A 16,213-nucleotide genomic window follows, 5' to 3' on the forward strand; every position below is an offset into this window, starting at 1 on the left:
TGGGGCTGTGCACGAGCAAGCGGCCTAACTTGCCAACTTCCAACCTCGGGGCATGGGCCGGTTTGTCAAGGGGCGAAGACAGGCGTCGATGATGTATCGTTCGAACCCATCAGCCTCAAGCTCAGCAACGACGGCAGCACGCAGCCGCGACCAGGTCTGAACCTTCCACACTTTGCGGTATCGCTCTTGCGCTTCCCACCCGTCTGCCCATGCCCTCGCGTAGCTCGGGTCGTGCTGATCTTTCGAGGACAAGCCCATCCGGGCGTCGGCGAGACTCCGCGCGTCCCTATTCCAAAGCCACACGAATGGTGAGGACGCCGCCGGATTCATCTCGTAATGCCGAAGATCGGCATGGCCGCACCCCATCGGGTAGCAGATGATCTGGTTCGTGTACTTACCCTTGTGCTCTGGGTTCGAGCACTTCCACGTACCGTTCACCTGGGCGTTAAACTTGGCCTCCACGGCCGCCAACGGTACCCACCAACATCTAACGTCGTTCCATCGCGCTATGACGAGGTCAAGGTTGCGGTTGCCGAGCCGGCCGCGTTCCGAAGCCGCCAGAAGCTCCCCGCCCGTGATGAGCCGGTGGTCGTCCCGCCATGCCATACCTGCCGCTGTGGTGAGCGCGCGAAGCATTCCTCTCTGCAGGGCTCCGGTGGCCGTCCCCATAAATGCCGTCACTTCCTCCTCCCGCCAACGGACGGGAGTCCCGTCAGCTAGCTGGTACGGGAGTAGGCGACGGAGGGTGTCCGTAGACGATGCGAGGTGTGGTTCCGAAATTAGCCCCCGATCGACCAGCTCAGCCAGCCCTATGCCCTCGCCGTCCATCGTCGCTCGCCTCCATTCGCCACGATGACTCGAATGCCTTCTGTGAACTCCAGTCCGGTCATGAATGCTCGCATCTGATCCAGAATAGTTATAGCCAGCGACGCGCCCCTGATAAATTTGCCGGATCCGGATAGAGATTTATCGCGCACGTCACGCATGACCTCGTACTTGAGCGCTCCGTCAAGATGCGGCTGCCCGCCTGCTCGACGCCAGCGTCGGCTAGTCCTGACTTTCGAGATAGGCGGAACCCAATGACAAACTCGCACAGAGCGACCGATCTCGCGGCGGCGCTGGTGGGACTGATCGGCGGGGAGAGCGCGTTGGTGCTTAAAGAGATTCTCGACCCGGTTCCGAACTTTTGGGACGTGATCGATTACGGCGATGCCGCGGGCGAGATTCGATACAGCAAGATGATCGGCTGGCTTCTCAACCCGCAAGAAAACCACGGCCTCGGAACATCCTTCGCCCAAAGCTTCGTGAACGCCGCATACGGCGGCGAAGCGGCGCCGCTCATCTCGTCTCGAGCTCGAGTGCACCCGCGCGAATGGCGGAGCATAGACGTACTGCTCGTCGATCACGATGAAGAGGGTCGCCCAACGCTAACGCTCGTCGTCGAGAACAAGACCGGCACGATCGAGCACCCCCGCAGCGGGCTCGGCGTCGGGCAGACCCGCTGGTACAACTGGGTGGTTCGCGGCGACTTTCCAGCGATCTTCTCCGCCATTGACGCCTCATCGCTCGATCCCAATGAGAAGAATCGCGTTCGCAGGCGTGCACGGCAGTGGGAGGCCGCGACCGGGGACTATCGTGAGGTTCCGGACACGGGCAGGCACTTCGTCTACCTGACACCTCGCGAGGGCGAAGCTGCTGAAGACCCCGAATTCCGCACAGTGACCTACGCACAACTCGTGGATCTACTGACAAAGGTCGAGCACACGCTAGTGGCAACGGGACTCGGCGACGCGGAGAAAATTGTGCGGGATTTCCGCCGCGCAATCCACCGTCGATTCGAGAGATCACTCAACCGCCAGATTAACCGGCTGTTCGGCGACGACGGCTTTCCCACCGCTTCCAGCCCCGACGAGCGAAACCTCGCCCCCGAACTGGCCGGGCTGGCAAGCGCGCTGGGCATTATCGACGAGGACCACCAGCGGCCCGGAGATGAGCAGTATCTAGCGGCGGCGCGAGCCGTTGCGGGTGGTGTGGCTGCGACAATCGCGGAAGTGAACGCTCTCGCGGATCAACCAGTGTCGGAAGCCCAGTTCGGTCGCCTCATTGAACACATCTGGAATCACCGTCCGCCCCGAAGCTTCAACGACACGTCGAAGTACTTCTGGGGCAGCGATCGTGTGCAAAGCCTCACGAAGATTGAAGTGTTGCAGAAAATTGCGCTCGCCTTTGCGGAGCAACAGCGCGTCAGGACGGTGGCCGATTTCTCCCGCCAGTTCGGGGAGGTCGTTTCGAGGGTCGTAGGCACTCCAACGGGCAATGCGTTCACCGGTTTAGATATCGTCATAGATCCCGACGTATACGCGTACTCGCCTTCGGCTGCCCTGCGCTACCGGGAACAGCAGATTGCGCTGCGCGACCGTATAGGCGCGCTGCTACTCGACAACGGCCGATACTGGGTGTCGTGGCAGCTTGGATATAGGAGCTCCACGCAGGCAGGGCGAAAGATTCATCTACCGCTGATCCAGCACTTCGCTGCCTCCGGCTATCCGATCGTTGAAGCAATCTAGGAGAGGCAAAGAGCTAGGCGCGTCCATCGTGTCAAAGCTTGGCTTGATAGTCAGCCGCTCCGCCTTGGCCCGTTGGTTCGCGACAACGATGACGGCTCCCATCGGACCGTCGGCCCAGGTGAGGCGATCAAGGTGCAATTCCCCTATCAGTAAGGCCAGGAGACGTGGGCAGCCCTGTTACTGTCCTCGTTGAACGAGCGCGACGACCAGGTAGAGGCGCCGGTCATCCTGCAGCGGGAGCCGCCGCCCCGCATCATCTACTGCGCGTCCCGCTCTGCGACCGCTTCAGCCCTTGTCCCGCACGCGTCCAGAGGTCTTCTTCCGGGCTGCCAACCAGGTGGGAGACGAGCCATCGTCACCAGTAGGCTCTCGACACCCGAACCCGACAGGAGACCACATGGGCAACATGGACGAGTACATCGCTCTCACCACGCGCGCGAAGGCCGAGGGTGGTCCCGAGCTGATGCTCGCGGCAATTGAGAAGCTCGCCGCGGCCAAGGGCTTCGGCAAGGGTGCCGCTGTCGTGGCCGTCGGTGTTGTCGCTGTTGCAGGTGGGAAGTACCTCTGGGACAAGTACCGGCCGGGGCAAACAGAGGCTGTCGGGAAAGCTGTCTCCGTTGCCGTCGCTGAGGCAGAGTCGCACAAGTGGAATACGGTCTCCGAATCGCGCGAGATGGCCGGCGACCTGACCCTCACTGTCGGCGACCGGTTCAAGGCCCTGATTCGTGACGGCGACGTCGTGATGATCGAGGTCGCTGACCGGGAGGACAACCCGTTCCCGGCGTCTGGTGCGGTGCTCGAGGAGATCTCTGACTTCGTTCTGACTGACCTCGACGGCTGAAGCTCTCCTCAAAGAATGAAAACCCCGCAACCGATGGGCTGTGGGCTTGTTGCGCCGAGGAGGACGGGCGCCGCGGAGTAAGGATCTGCGCGCCAGACACCCGGATCGCCGCTGTGGGTTCGCACGCTACCGTCGACGTCCTCTACTATCCCGAACCTTTTGCGGTAGAAGCAGGCGGCGATGTCTTCGGGCCAAGCACGGGAACTCGGATGGGCTCGCGAAAGTCCAGGAGTGGGTGAACGCGAACGGCCACGAGGCCTCCTCGCGCGACCGCATCAGCCAGGCCGTCCGCCACGTGTATGACGCGGCGCACGGACGCAATTCCCCCGCAGAACAGCCGGCCACTCAACGGGGTAGCTGGCCAATCACGCATATCGACACGTTTTGTAAAGTTATCTTGACATATATTACTTTAATTCAGAGTAGTCCATATGGTCCTCGCCTATCAGGCGGGGGGCGTCGGGGACGGATTTCCGGAATTTCTTCCATTCCCGCTCTGAGAGGTACTTCCCGCTCAGGATGTATCGACGCCACGCCTTCCCGTTGGTGTCAAAAAACTCCACTGTCAGCATTTTCAGGTCGTGAGGAACCTTCGATTTTATTTTCAGGAGTACCCCCGATTCACCTTTGATCGGGTGCTCATCGCCATACTCATCCTCAATAAATGGGAGGTTCACCCATGCGTCGTCGTCAATGAGAGTGCCAACGGACGCATTGGGGATCGGAGACTTATTCGCGTTGAAGCAGTAGATATCGGATATGTGAACGTCTTCACCGCGCAGGTTCTTGCCCTTGTAGCTCGATGACCACCAGGTAGAGAACTTGTCCGCGGCTTCGCGGCGCTTCTCATTGCGGTCTCGCATGAGGATCGTCAGGGCTAGCACCAAGGAACCGCTCGACAAGAACGATCCGAACCACGCTGGCGCGTTACCCCAGTCGATCGTCGGCCACCAGGTGCCCCAGAAGAAGTTCCAGCTGTCGACCGCCCATTCCCAAACATCCACGTGGCGAATCTAGCCGAGGTGTTGCGTTCAGCGGTGTGCCGCTAGAGCGTCCGGAGATACCTCCTGGCTAGGGTCAGTAGGTGACCACCACCAGGTAAGCGCTCTCACCGCCGCCGGTAGCAGCAGTGATCGTCTAGGGATTTGCGCTCGTACCTGCGCCGCTAGTAGTCACGTTCGAGGCCGAAGTGATGAGGGTCGTCATGATCGTGAGGTTGGTAGCGCGGTCAGTCATGAGATCGGCGAGGTCGGTCGTGAACTTGGCGATGCTGCACTGAGCGAGTGTGACTGTCCCGGTCTTCCCGGCGACGCTCCGAACAGGAGCAGCGGCAGCTGTCTGCCCATCCGTCTACGCCACCTGAATCGGCGGCTTGTTGATGAGGGCTGTGCAGTCACCCCTGGACGCGACGGTGGCGAGGCTCCAGATGTCCGCCTTACCACTCAAGGCGCCCTGGACTACCGTCCCCACAGACTTGCTAAGGTCAGCGGTCGCCACGAGCAAGGTGGCCGCGGACGTGTCCCACGTCGCCACAAGGGTTCAGAGTGCCACATCTGCCGCGAGCGACCATGTGGGCGGCAGCATCCACCGTCAACCCGCAGCAGGGTGTCAACCGCCTGGCTACGCACGCTCAATCCCAGGGTCGCGTAATCAAAAGTCACGCACATCCCTTCCGTAGTGTGTCTCCGGACACCGCCGTGAGGTGGCTGAGCGACGCCGCCGTCATGTCGGCGTCGAGGTCGTCGGGCACGCCCGACGTGTCGCCGATCGCGAGCCCCGGCAGCAGGGCGCCGCCGTCACCCGGCAGACGTGCCGCCACGGCGCGGAAGGACGACCGCAGCCCGTTCGACCAGGCCGAGGCCCCACCCGGCTCGGCCAGGACGTCGAGCCGCCCGACCGAGCCGCCCTCGAACGCGACCGACTCGCCGTACCTCACGGGGCCCGGCACGAGCCGGGCCGACACGCGCGAACCGATCTCGACCGGGCGAGCGGAGCCGGCCCGCGCACCGAACAGCCGCACGGGCACGGCCGACCGGAGCACCACCGCCCCCTGGCCGACGTCGACCCGGTCGACCGACAGGGTCAGCACGTCGACCCGGCCCTCGACCCGGTCAAGGGTGCGACCCTCGACCGTCACGGCGTGACCCACGGCCGACACGAGCACCGGCGGGTGACGGATCTCGTCACGCGCCGCGGCCTGACCCGTCAGCCCGGCGCAGAGCCCGGCCCCCAGGACCACCACCAGCAGGACGGCCCCGATCACACCCCCGGCCGGGCGGGTCACGACAGCGGCCCCGAGAGCGACCGCCCCGACGACGACCGCGACCGTGGCGACGAGCGCCAGCAGCCCCGGCCGCGTCACCCCGACCGCGAGCCCGGCCCACGCCACGCCCACCGGCACCCCGAGCCGCAGGTCGAGCACCCGCCCGGGCGTCACACCCGCACCCGGTCGCGCAGCTTCTCGAGGGTCTTCGGGCCGATGCCCGGCACGCCGAGCAGGTCGTCGACGCTGCGGAAGCGCCCGTTCTCGTCACGCCAGGCCAGGATCGCGGTTGCCGTCGCCGGACCGACCCCGGGCAGGGTCTGCAGGGTCGCGTCGTCGGCCAGGTTCAGGTCGATCACGCCCCCGGCACCCGCACCCGCACCGCCGACGGCGTCCCCACCGGTGCCGCCCCCGCCACCCGGCCCGCCGGCCGCCGTCGGGCCGTCGGGCATCTCGCCCACGGCCGGCACCCGAAGCTGTTCTCCGTCGACGAGCGGCCGAGCGAGGTTCACGGCCGCCTGGTCCGCCTCGGCGGTGAAGCCGCCGGCGGCCGCCACCACGTCGACGACGCGCGAGCCCTCGGGCAGCTCGAACAGGCCGGGCGACGCCACCTGGCCGTGCACGTGCACGAAGACGACCGGGGCACCTCCGGGAGGCGCGGTGCCGGGCCCTGCGGACGGCCCCGCCCCGGTGCCCGGCTCGACGGTCACGAGGTCGCCGGCCGCGCCTCCTCGGGTCGCGAACGCCGACACGCCGACGCTCACGGCCAGGACGACCAGCAGGAGCACGACGACCGCTCCGAGGCCCACGCGCCACCGCGGACCACCCGGGTCGGACGGGTCGACGGCGGTGCGGAAGCTGACGGTCATGGCCCGTCACGCTACGAGCGGGCGGTCACCCGCACACGCGGCGACGGCCGCCCTGGGGAACCAGGACGGCCGTCGACGGGGTGGGGACGAGGCGCCCCCGACGGGGCCTACTTCACCGCGATGTTCACCAGACGCGGAGCCCGCACGATGACGTTGACGATCTGCTTGTCGCCGATCGCGCGCTGCACGGCGGCCGAGTCGCGGGCGAGGGCCTCGAGTTCGTCCGAGCCGATCTTCGGCGAGACCTCGAGCCGGTCGCGCACCTTGCCGTTGACCTGCACCACGGCCGTGACGCTCGTCTCGACGAGCAGCGTCGGGTCGGCCTTGCGCCACCCGTACGTGGCGATGCCGCCGCCGTCGTAGCCCAGCTTCTCCCACATCTCGGAGGCCGTGTAGGGCGCGAACAGCGACAGCCCCAGCGCCACGGTCTCGGTCGCCTCGCGCACGGCCGGGTCGGAGGCGCCGGGCCCCGAGTCGATCGCCTTGCGGACGGCGTTGGTGAGCTCCATCAGGCGGGCCACGACGACGTTGTACTTGAAGGCCTCGCTGAGCCCGGGGGCCTCGGCGAGGAACCGGTGCGTGACCCGGCGCAGCGCCTGGTCGCCGTCGGCCCAGACCACGTCGGGCGAGCTGTCGACGTCGGTCGCGAGGCGGAACGCCCGGGCGAGGAACTTGGCCGAGCCGGCCGGCGAGACGTCGGCCCAGTCGATGTCGTCCTCTGGCGGGCCGGCGAAGGCCATCGTCAGGCGGATCGCGTCGACGCCGTGCGCGTCGATCTCGTCGGACAGGCTGACGACGTTGCCCTTGCTCTTGCTCATCTTCGCGCCGTCCTGCAGCACCATGCCCTGGTTCAGCAGCGCGCTGAAGGGTTCGGTGAAGTCGACGTGGCCGAGGTCGAAGAGCACCTTCGTGATGAACCGTGCGTAGAGCAGGTGCAGGATGGCGTGCTCGACGCCACCGACGTACTGGTCGACCGGCGCCCACTTGCCGGCCTGGGCGGGGTCGAAGGCGCGATCGGCGTCGTTCGGGTCGAGGAACCGCAGGAAGTACCACGAGCTGTCGACGAAGGTGTCCATCGTGTCGGCGTCGCGGCGCGCCGGTGACCCGTCGCGCGGGTCGGGCACGTTCACCCAGTCCTCGGCGGCGCCGAGCGGCGAGCTGCCCTTCGGCTTGAGATCGAGGCCCTCGGTCGACGGCAGCCGGACGGGCAGCTCGTCGTAGGGCACGGGCACCTCGACGCCGTCGGCGCCGTGCACGATCGGGATGGGCGTGCCCCAGAAACGCTGGCGCGAGATCAGCCAGTCGCGCAGGCGGTACGTCTTGGCCGCCTTGCCGTCGCCGGACGCCTCGAGCAGCTCGACGACGCGCTTGATCGCGTTCGACTTGCTGAGGCCGGTCAGGGCACCCGAGTTCATCAGGCGGCCGTCGCCGGTCAGGGCCACGCCCGTCTCGCGGGGGTTCAGGTCGGACAGGTCGTCGGGCAGGATCGCCTGGCCGTCCTCGTCGAGCTCGAGCTTGGGGATCACCCCCGTGACGGGCGCGTTCGTGTCGACCACGACGCGCACCGGCAGGTCGTACTTGCGGGCGAAGTCGAGGTCGCGCTGGTCGTGCGCGGGCACGGCCATGACCGCGCCGTGGCCGTAGTCGGCCAGCACGTAGTCGGCGGCCCAGACCGGCATCGGGTCGCCCGTGAGCGGGTTCACCGCGACCCGGCCGAGCGGCACGCCGGTCTTGGGGCGTTCGCTCGACTGGCGCTCGATCTCGGTGGCCTTCTGCACCTCGACGAGGTACTCGGCGAAGGTCGCCTTGACGTCGTCCGTCGCGTCGGCGACGAGCTCGGCCGCCAGGTCGGAGTCGGGGGCGACGACCATGAAGGTCGCGCCGTAGAGGGTGTCGGGGCGCGTGGTGAAGACGGTGACCTTCTCGTCACGACCCTCGATCGTGAAGTGCACGTCGGCACCGATCGACCGGCCGATCCAGTTGCGCTGCATGTTGAGCACCTTGGTCGGCCAGCGACCCTCGAGCTGGTTGAGGTCGTCGAGCAGGCGGTCCGCGTAGTCGGTGATCTTGAAGTACCACTGCGTCAGCTTCTTCTTGACGACGACGGCACCCGACCGGTCGCTCGTCCCGTCGGCCAGCACCTGCTCGTTGGCGAGCACGGTCTGGTCGACCGGGTCCCAGTTGACCCAGCTGTCCTTCCGGTAGGCGAGGCCCTTCTTGTACATCTCGAGGAACAGCCACTGGTTCCACTTGTAGTACTCGGGGTCGCTCGTGTGCAGCACCCGGCTCCAGTCGAACGACGGCGCGTAGAGCTTCATGCTCTGCTTCTGCTGCGCGATGTTGGCGTACGTCCACTCGCGGGGGTCGACCCCGCGCTTGATGGCCGCGTTCTCGGCGGGCAGCCCGAAGCTGTCCCAGCCGATCGGGTGCAGGACGTTGAAGCCCTGCTGCCGCCAGTAGCGCGTCACCATGTCGCCCAGGGCGTACTGCTCGGCGTGCCCCATGTGCAGGTCGCCCGAGGGGTACGGGAACATGTCGAGGATGTACTTGCGCGGACGCTTGTCGTCGGGGTCGACGACGAAGGGCTGCTCGGCGTCCCACCGGGCCTGCCACTTCTCTTGCAGGCGGGCGACGTCGTACTCGCGCTCGGGCACGCCGTCGTGGGGCGTGCTGGCCGAGGAGGCGTCGGTCGCGGTCGTGTCGTGCTCGTGTGCCACGGGGCTCTCATTCACTGCTGGCAGTCGGTGCGGTGGGGGCGGACCGCCCGTGCCTGGGCACGACGACGTGCGCTGAGCGCAGCGATCCGCGACAAGGCTACCGAACGCCGCGCCGCGTCACGACATGCGCACCGGGCCCCCGTCGGCCGCGCTGACGCCGAGGACGGCGAGCAGGGCCGCGGCCTTCAGCTCGACCTCGTCGCGTTCGTCGGCCGGCACCGACGAGATCGTGATGCCGCCGCCCACGCCGACGCGCGCCCCGGCCGGTCGCGCGGGGCGCCCCGGGGCGGCGGCCAGGGCCCGGTGCACCTCGATCGACCGGATGACCATCGCCAGGTGCGCCGACCCGTCGCGCCCTAGCCACCCCGTCGCGCCCGAGTAGACGCCCCGGGGTGCCCCCTCGAACCCGGCCAGCAGCTCGACGGCGCGGCGCTTGGGCGCCCCGGTCATCGACCCCGCCGGGAACGCCGCCTCGACCACGTCGGTCGCCGTGCGTCCGGGTGCGAGTCGCGCCCTGACGGTGCTCACCAGCTGGTGGACGTGCTCGTACGAGTGCACCGCGAGCAGTTCGACGACCTCGACCGAGCCGAGACGGGCCACGCGGGCCAGGTCGTTGCGCACGAGGTCGACGATCATGACGTTCTCGGCGCGCTCCTTCTCGCTCTCGAGCAGCTCGAGGGCGAGCGAGGCGTCGTCGGCCCCCGAGCCGCGCCGTCGCGTGCCCTTGATCGGCGACGACGAGACGAGGCCGTCGGTCGACACCTCGACGAACGACTCGGGCGACGCCCCCACGACCGACACGTCGCCGATCCGCACGAACGACGCGTGCGGCGCCGGCGACGAACGACGGAGGTGCGCGAAGGCCTCGAGGGCGTCGACCCCGCCCGCGACGTCGACCGCCGTGGTCAGGCAGAGCTGGTAGGCCTCGCCCGCCGTGATGGCCCGGCGACAGCGGTCGATCAGGTCGAGGTACTCGCCCGGCCGGTGCCGCCAGCGGGCCGTCGGGGTGTCCGACCCGCCGGAGGAGGCGCGGGTCGGCCCGGGCACCGGCGGCTCGACGGGCACGTCGCCCCAGGTCTCGGCGACCCGGCCGGGCCACGGGTCGCCCGCGCGCGCCACGGCCTCGACCGAGCGAGCGGCGTGGTCGAACACGAGGGCACGGTCGACGTCGAGCAGGGCGACGTCGGGGGCGTCCCCCTCGGCGGCCGTGGTCGCGGACGTGGCCGCCGGCCGGTGCCCCGCGGTGGCGTCCCGGTCGATCAACCGGCAGCCGAAGCCGTAGCCGAGCCAACCGGCCCAGCCGAGCGGGTCGCTGCCTGGTTCGACGTCGGCGAGGTCGTCGCGCACCGCCTGCCAGAGCCGGTCGGCGCCCCCGTCGCGCACGTCGCCCGTCGCGGGGCGGCCCCAGCCGACGATCGAGCGCCCCCGCGAGGCGTCGAGACCCGCGTCCCGCCACACGACGTCGTCGGTCGCGGCCAGGTGCCGCACCACGGACTCGGGGTCGCGCCACGGCAGGGAGGATCGGACGACCGCGGGGCGCATACCCTCGATCCTATGAGCGGAACGGCGACCCGATGAGTGTGGAGCGATGAGCGCGGGGGCGCCGGGCGGCACGGTGCTGCACGTCTGGCAGGGCGGCGAGCTGCGTCCGTCCGAGGGCTGGCGGGACGGCGAGGCCGACCCGCGCCTCCTCGTCGCCGACTCGTGGCTCGTCGACGACGGGCGGGTGCTCGCCCTCGACGTGCACCGCGACCGGTTCACCGGCTCGGTGGCCGAGGCGCTGGCGCGCCCGGACGTCACGACCGGCCCCGACGCCGGCGAACCGGCGGCGTTCTGGGCGGCCGCCGTCGCGGCCCTGCCCCGGACGGGCGCGTGGTTCCCCCGCGTCGAGCTCGTCGCGGTCGACCGCCCGGACGGGCGGCCCGGTGGGGGCGGCGGCGCGCGGCTGCAGCTGCGCCTCCGGCCCGCTCCCCCGCGTCGCCGCTCGGTCGTCCTCGCGACGGCGGACCACGACCCACGGACGCGGCCCACGGTCAAGGGGCCCGACCTCGCGGCGTTGGGTGCGCTCGTCGCGGACGCCCGCGCGCGCGGAGCCGACGAAGCCGTGCTGCTCTCGCCCGAGGGTCACGTCGTCGAGGGAGCCTGGAGCTCGATCGTCTGGTGGCGCGGCGACGCCCTCTGCCTGCCGGCCGACGACCTGCCGCGCCTGCCGGGCGTGACGCTCCGCACCCTGACGACCCTCGCCGCCGTCCTGGGAGTCGACGTGCTGCACGACCGCACCCGCCCCGACGAGCTCGACGGCTTCGAGGTGTGGAGCCTCGGCGCGCTGCACGGCCCGCGCATCGTCACCGGCTGGGTCGGGGGGCCGTCACCCGCCGAGGAGCCCGGTCGCCTCGGGCTCTGGCGCGGCCGGCTCGACCGGCTCCGTCGGCCGATCGACGCCTGACCGCGGCGCCGACCGGAGCGGGGGTCAGCCGCGGACCCACGGCTCGGGTCCGCCGTCGGAGTCGACGGACGACGACGCCTCGATCTCGCGCAGCCGACCCGCCTCGACCCGGACGCGACGCGTCACCAGGTCGGCGGGCACCTCGACGTGCGAGATCACGACGACCGTGGCGCCGTCGTCGCGTGCCGTCGTGAGGACGTCGCGCACGAGCCGACCGGCGGTCTCGGGGTCGAGGCCGGCCGTGGGCTCGTCGAGAACGAGCACCGGGAAGCCCCGCAGCAGGGCACGGGCCAGCGAGATGCGCTGGGCCTGACCACCCGAGACGAGGGCGCCACGCTCACCCACCGGAGCGTCGAGACCGCCGCGCTCGGCGGCCCAGCGTCCGAGCCCGACGCGGTCGAGCACGCCGAGCAACTCGTCGTCGGTGGCGGTGTCGCGGGCGAAGAGCAGGTTCTGTCGCAGCGACTCGTCGAAGAGGTGGGGCGCCTGTTCGATGAGGCCCACCGTCGCCCGGACGGCCGCCGGTGGCCGCGTCGCGGTGTCGACTCCCCCGACCTCGTAGCGACCGGTGTGCTCGACGAAGCGCGCGAGCACCGAGGCGAGCGTGGTCTTGCCGGCCCCGCTCGGACCCTCGACGACCATCCGGTCGCCCACCGCCACGTCGAGGTCGACGCCGCAGAGGGCCGGCCCCGCGGCCCCGGGCCAGGTCGCCGAGACGTCACGGAGGCGCAGCGCCGGCGGCGGCGTCGCCCGCGCCGTCGCCGACGACGCCGGGGACGTCGACCCACCGGGTGCGGGGCCCACCTCCGCCGTGTGGGCGTCGGCTCCGACGCGCCCCGGGGCGACGGCGTCGACGTCCACCGGGCCGACGGCTCCGTCGTCCACGACGCCGACCGGCACCTCGTCCGGCACGGCCGAGTCCACGCGCTCGCCGCTCGCCCGCACCCGTCGCCAGGCGAGCACGGCCGTCGGCACGGCCCCGACGACCTCGAACACGGCGAGCGGCACGAGCACGACCAGCGCGAAGGCCGGCCCCGAGAGGTCGCCCGAGGCCACGGCAGGCGCCGCGACCGGCACGGTGGCGAGCACGGCGGCACCCGAGAGCGCCGACAGGACCGCGGCGACGACGCCGGCGGTGAGGGCCCGACGCGAGGAGGCGCGGCGCAGGTCGGCGTCGAGCGTCGCGACCCGGCCGAGCTGGGCCTCGACCGCCTCGAACGCCACGAGGACGTCGAGGTTCTGCACGAGGTCGACCACGGCCGTCGACAGTGCCCCCCGCCGAGCCACGAGGGTGCGCTCGTTCCGTCGGGCGAGCCGGTCGGCCGCGACGCACCCGACGACGAGGGCCACGACCAGCGCGCCGGCCAGGACGGCCGCCGCCGCGGGTGAGACGAGGGCGACGCCGACGACGGCGACGACCGAGGTGAGGCCCGACACCACGAGCGGTTGCACGACCCGCAGCGGGAGGTCCTGCAGGGCGTCGACGTCCCCCACGACGCGCGCCAGGAGGTCGCCGCGGTCCGTGCGCCCGAGGCCGGCCGGCGCCACGCGGACGAGCCGCCGGTAGAGCTCGGTGCGGACGACCGCCAGCTGCCGGAAGGCCGCGTCGTGGCTCGCGAGGCGTTCGACGTAGCGGAACGCCGCCCGGGTCAGGGCGAAGGCGCGGACGCCGACGACGGCCAGCGAGAGGTAGAGGATGGGCGGCTGCTCGGCCGCCCGCGTGATCAGGTACGCCGACGCGGCGAGCAGGGCCACCGCCGACAGCGCGCTCAGCGACCCGGCGACGATGCCGGGTGCCGCCCGTCGCGGACCGGGCTGGGCGGTGCGGAGCAGCGAGCGCGTCACGAGGCGCCTCCGATCGTCACGACGAGGTCGGCCGCGTCGCTGACGGCCCGGCGGTGCGTGACGACCACCACGGCGACCCCCGTCGCCGCGATGCGCCGCAGGCCCGCGACGACGCGCGCCTCGGTGATGCGGTCGAGGGCCGACGACGGCTCGTCGACCAGCAGGAGGCGCGACCCCACCCGGTCGAGCCGGTACAGGGCCCGGGCGACCGACACCCGCTGCGCCTGCCCCCCGGACAGCCCCTCGCCCCCGGCGCCGAGCACGAGCGCCGGGTCGAGCCCGGCCGCACCCGCCAGGTCGAGGGCCCGGACCACGGCCGCGGCGTCGGGTTCGCCCCCCTCGCCCAGGGCGACGTTCCAGGCCACCGTGCCGGACGAGAGCCGGGGCGACTGCCCCGACCACGAGATCTCGGACCGGGCGGGAGCCCGGCCCGACGACCGCCAGACGACCCGCCCCTCGCACGGTTCGAGCCCGAGCACCGCGTCGAGCAGGGTGGACTTCCCGGCACCGCTCGGGCCGACGACGGCGGTGACGCGACCGGTCTCGGCGACGAACGAGGTCTCGGGCAGCCGCACCGCGCCTCCTCGGTCCACGGTCAGCCGGTCGACGACGAGGGCGTCCGCCGGGGCGCCGACGGAGCGGCGCTCGATCCCGACCGGCGGACCGGCGGACACCGCACGCGCGACGCCGTGCTCGTCGTCGAGCAGCTCGAAGACCTCCTCGGCCGCGGCGACCCCGTCGGCGGCGGCGTGGTAGTTCTCTCCGACCCGGCGCAGGGGCAGGTAGGCCTCCGGGGTGAGCAGCAGGACGAACAGTCCCGCGGTCAGCCCCATCGACCCCTCGACGAGCCGGATGCCGATCGACACGGCGACGAGGGCGACCGACAGCGACGCCGCGAGCTCGAGCACGAAGCCGCTGAGGAACGACACGCGCAGGACCGTGACCGTCTCGACCCGGAGGTCGTCGGTGAGGCGACCGATGCGCTCGACCTGTCGACGCTCGCGGCCGAAGGCCTTGAGGGTCGACACGCCCGCCACGGCGTCGGCGAACGACGAGGCGAGACGGGTCAGTCGCTCCCACTGGCGGGCCTGGGCGGCCCGGGTGGTCCACCCGATCAGCACCATGAACACCGGGATGAGCGGCAGCGTCAGCACCACGATCACGGCGGACAACCAGTCGCGCGAGGCCATGACGGCGATGATCAGCGGAGTCGCCAGGACGGTCAGCACCAGCTGCGGCAGGTACCGGGCGAAGTAATCGTCGAGCGCGTCGAGCCCGGGGCCGACGAGGGTGGCCACCCGTGCCGACGAGTGCCGGTCGACCCAGGCCCGGCCGCGGTCCGCGACCGCGGCGACGACCCGGGCCCGCAGCTGGCTCTTGACCTGCGCCGCGGCCCGCGCGGCCGTCACCTCGAGCGCCCAGGCCGCGAGCGAGCGCGCAGCCACCGAGACGCCGAGCCCGAGCAGGGTGGTCGCGAGCCCCTCGGCGGCCCGTCCGTCGACGACCTGCACCACGGCCGACGTCGTGAACCAGGCCACGGCCACGATCGAGGCGGTCTGGGCGACGCCCAGCAGGGCGCCGAGCCCGAGGAACACCCGGGCGGCGGAGGCGTGGCGCAGGAGGCGCGGGTCGAGCGGCTTCACGGACGCCGGCTCAGTGCGCGGCCGGGATCGCCGCACGGCTGATCCGTCTGCGGAAGATCCAGTACGTGAAGCCCTGGTAGCCCAGGATCAGCGGGACGAAGACGAGGGCGACCCAGCTCATGATCGTCAGGGTGTACGTGGAGCTGGACGCGTTCGCGATCGTCAGGCTGTTCGCCGGGTCGTTGCTGGCGGGCATCACGGCGGGGAAGAGCGCCGCGAACAGGCTGGCCACCGCCAGCGCGATCGTCACGGCCATGAGGCCGAAGGACCGGCCCTCGCGACCACGGAGGTTCGCGACGAACGACGCGATCAGGCTGACGGCCGCCACGGCCGAGAGCACCGTCGACGCGAGGGTGCCGTGCATCAGCGAGGTCAGGGCGAGGAAGCCCGCGGCGACGACGATCGTGACGACCCCCGCACGGACGGCCAGGCGGCGGGCGCGCTCGCGGATCTCGCCCTCGGTCTTGAGCGTGACGAACACCACGCCGTGCGTGAAGAAGAGCAGCAGGGTCGTGAGGCCGCCCAGCAGGGCGTAGGGGTTGAGCAGGTCGAGCACCGTCCCGGTGTAGTCGTGCCCCGCGTCCAGGGGGACGCCCTGGACCACGTTGGCGAAGACGAGGCCCCAGACGAACGCCGGCACGGCCGAACCGACCACGATCATCAGGTCGAAGCGGCGCTTCCACGAGGCCTCGGGGCGCTGGTGCCGGTACTCGAACGAGACCCCGCGGGCGATCAGGGCCAGCAGGATGAGCAGCATCAGCAGGTAGAAGCCGCTGAACAGCGTGGCGTACCACTCGGGGAAGGCGGCGAACAGGAACGCGCCCGCGACGATGACCCAGGTCTCGTTGAGGTCCCAGACCGGGCCGATCGTGTTGATCAGCACGCGTCGGTCGGTGTCGTCGCGCCCGAGGAAGGGCAGCGACATGCCGACGCCGAAGTCGAAGCCGTCGAGCACGAAGTAGCCGACGAAGAAGAAGCCGAGGACGACGAACCAGAGGGTGGGGAGGTCCATGGTCAGTGCC

12 protein-coding genes are annotated in these 16,213 nt (G+C 70.4%); 3 read left to right on the forward strand and 9 right to left on the reverse strand.

Translation table 11 applies throughout. The features are described 5' to 3' along the window. Window positions 1-24: 24 nt before the first annotated feature. Window positions 25-828, reverse strand: a complete 804-nt coding sequence (locus ABID81_RS12740) for a hypothetical protein (RefSeq protein ID WP_354595153.1) — start codon at window positions 826-828, stop codon at window positions 25-27. A 251-nt stretch (window positions 829-1,079) separates the two neighbouring features. On the opposite strand from ABID81_RS12740, the gene ABID81_RS12745 reads away from it, so the two are divergent. Both ABID81_RS12745 and ABID81_RS12750 read left to right on the forward strand, forming a co-directional pair. After that, window positions 1,080-2,567: a PD-(D/E)XK nuclease family protein gene (locus ABID81_RS12745; RefSeq protein WP_354595154.1), complete on the forward strand. Its 1,488-nt coding sequence runs from the start codon at window positions 1,080-1,082 to the stop codon at window positions 2,565-2,567. 397 nt (window positions 2,568-2,964) lie between these two features. Beyond that, window positions 2,965-3,408, forward strand: coding sequence for a hypothetical protein (locus tag ABID81_RS12750; protein WP_354595155.1), 444 nt, complete (start codon window positions 2,965-2,967; stop codon window positions 3,406-3,408). A gap of 407 nt (window positions 3,409-3,815) precedes the next feature. Here the strand turns inward: ABID81_RS12750 and ABID81_RS12755 are convergent, their stop codons facing one another. The 5 genes from ABID81_RS12755 to ABID81_RS12775 all read right to left on the reverse strand — a co-directional run bounded on the left by ABID81_RS12755 (window position 3,816) and on the right by ABID81_RS12775 (window position 10,799). Next, complete coding sequence (locus tag ABID81_RS12755; RefSeq protein ID WP_354595156.1) at window positions 3,816-4,412, reverse strand: hypothetical protein; 597 nt, start codon at window positions 4,410-4,412, stop codon at window positions 3,816-3,818. Window positions 4,413-5,065: 653 nt separating this feature from the next. After that, on the reverse strand, window positions 5,066-5,845 hold the full coding sequence (locus ABID81_RS12760) for a hypothetical protein (protein WP_354595157.1): 780 nt from the start codon (window positions 5,843-5,845) through the stop codon (window positions 5,066-5,068). After that, window positions 5,842-6,540: a helix-hairpin-helix domain-containing protein gene (locus ABID81_RS12765; protein WP_354595158.1), complete on the reverse strand. Its 699-nt coding sequence runs from the start codon at window positions 6,538-6,540 to the stop codon at window positions 5,842-5,844. The genes ABID81_RS12760 and ABID81_RS12765 overlap by 4 nt, the downstream gene beginning before the upstream one ends. Before the next feature lie 107 nt (window positions 6,541-6,647). Further along, entirely contained in the window at window positions 6,648-9,194 is a 2,547-nt protein-coding gene (gene leuS / locus ABID81_RS12770; protein WP_354595193.1) for a leucine--tRNA ligase, read from the reverse strand. Between the two features lie 180 nt (window positions 9,195-9,374). Continuing rightward, window positions 9,375-10,799: an anthranilate synthase component I family protein gene (locus ABID81_RS12775; protein ID WP_354595159.1), complete on the reverse strand. Its 1,425-nt coding sequence runs from the start codon at window positions 10,797-10,799 to the stop codon at window positions 9,375-9,377. A gap of 46 nt (window positions 10,800-10,845) precedes the next feature. On the opposite strand from ABID81_RS12775, the gene ABID81_RS12780 reads away from it, so the two are divergent. Continuing rightward, the gene (locus ABID81_RS12780; RefSeq protein WP_354595160.1) at window positions 10,846-11,703 is read left to right on the forward strand and encodes an aminotransferase class IV; all 858 of its coding nucleotides are present in this window, start codon (window positions 10,846-10,848) and stop codon (window positions 11,701-11,703) included. 24 nt (window positions 11,704-11,727) lie between these two features. On the opposite strand, the gene cydC is transcribed toward ABID81_RS12780, so the two are convergent. From cydC to cydB, 3 genes are read right to left on the reverse strand one after another with little or no spacing between them, the layout of a single operon-like run. Beyond that, window positions 11,728-13,548 carry a thiol reductant ABC exporter subunit CydC gene (gene cydC, locus ABID81_RS12785; RefSeq protein WP_354595161.1) on the reverse strand — a complete coding sequence of 607 codons (1,821 nt, stop codon included), beginning with the start codon at window positions 13,546-13,548 and terminating at the stop codon, window positions 11,728-11,730. Beyond that, window positions 13,545-15,191: a thiol reductant ABC exporter subunit CydD gene (gene cydD, locus ABID81_RS12790; RefSeq protein WP_354595162.1), complete on the reverse strand. Its 1,647-nt coding sequence runs from the start codon at window positions 15,189-15,191 to the stop codon at window positions 13,545-13,547. The genes cydC and cydD overlap by 4 nt, the downstream gene beginning before the upstream one ends. 10 nt (window positions 15,192-15,201) lie before the next feature. Then, window positions 15,202-16,203, reverse strand: coding sequence for a cytochrome d ubiquinol oxidase subunit II (gene cydB, locus ABID81_RS12795; protein ID WP_354595163.1), 1,002 nt, complete (start codon window positions 16,201-16,203; stop codon window positions 15,202-15,204). Between the last annotated feature and the right edge of the window lie 10 nt (window positions 16,204-16,213).

The organism is Frigoribacterium sp. PvP054 (genome assembly GCF_040547465.1).
In the GTDB taxonomy this organism is placed as follows: Bacteria; Actinomycetota; Actinomycetes; order Actinomycetales; family Microbacteriaceae; genus Frigoribacterium.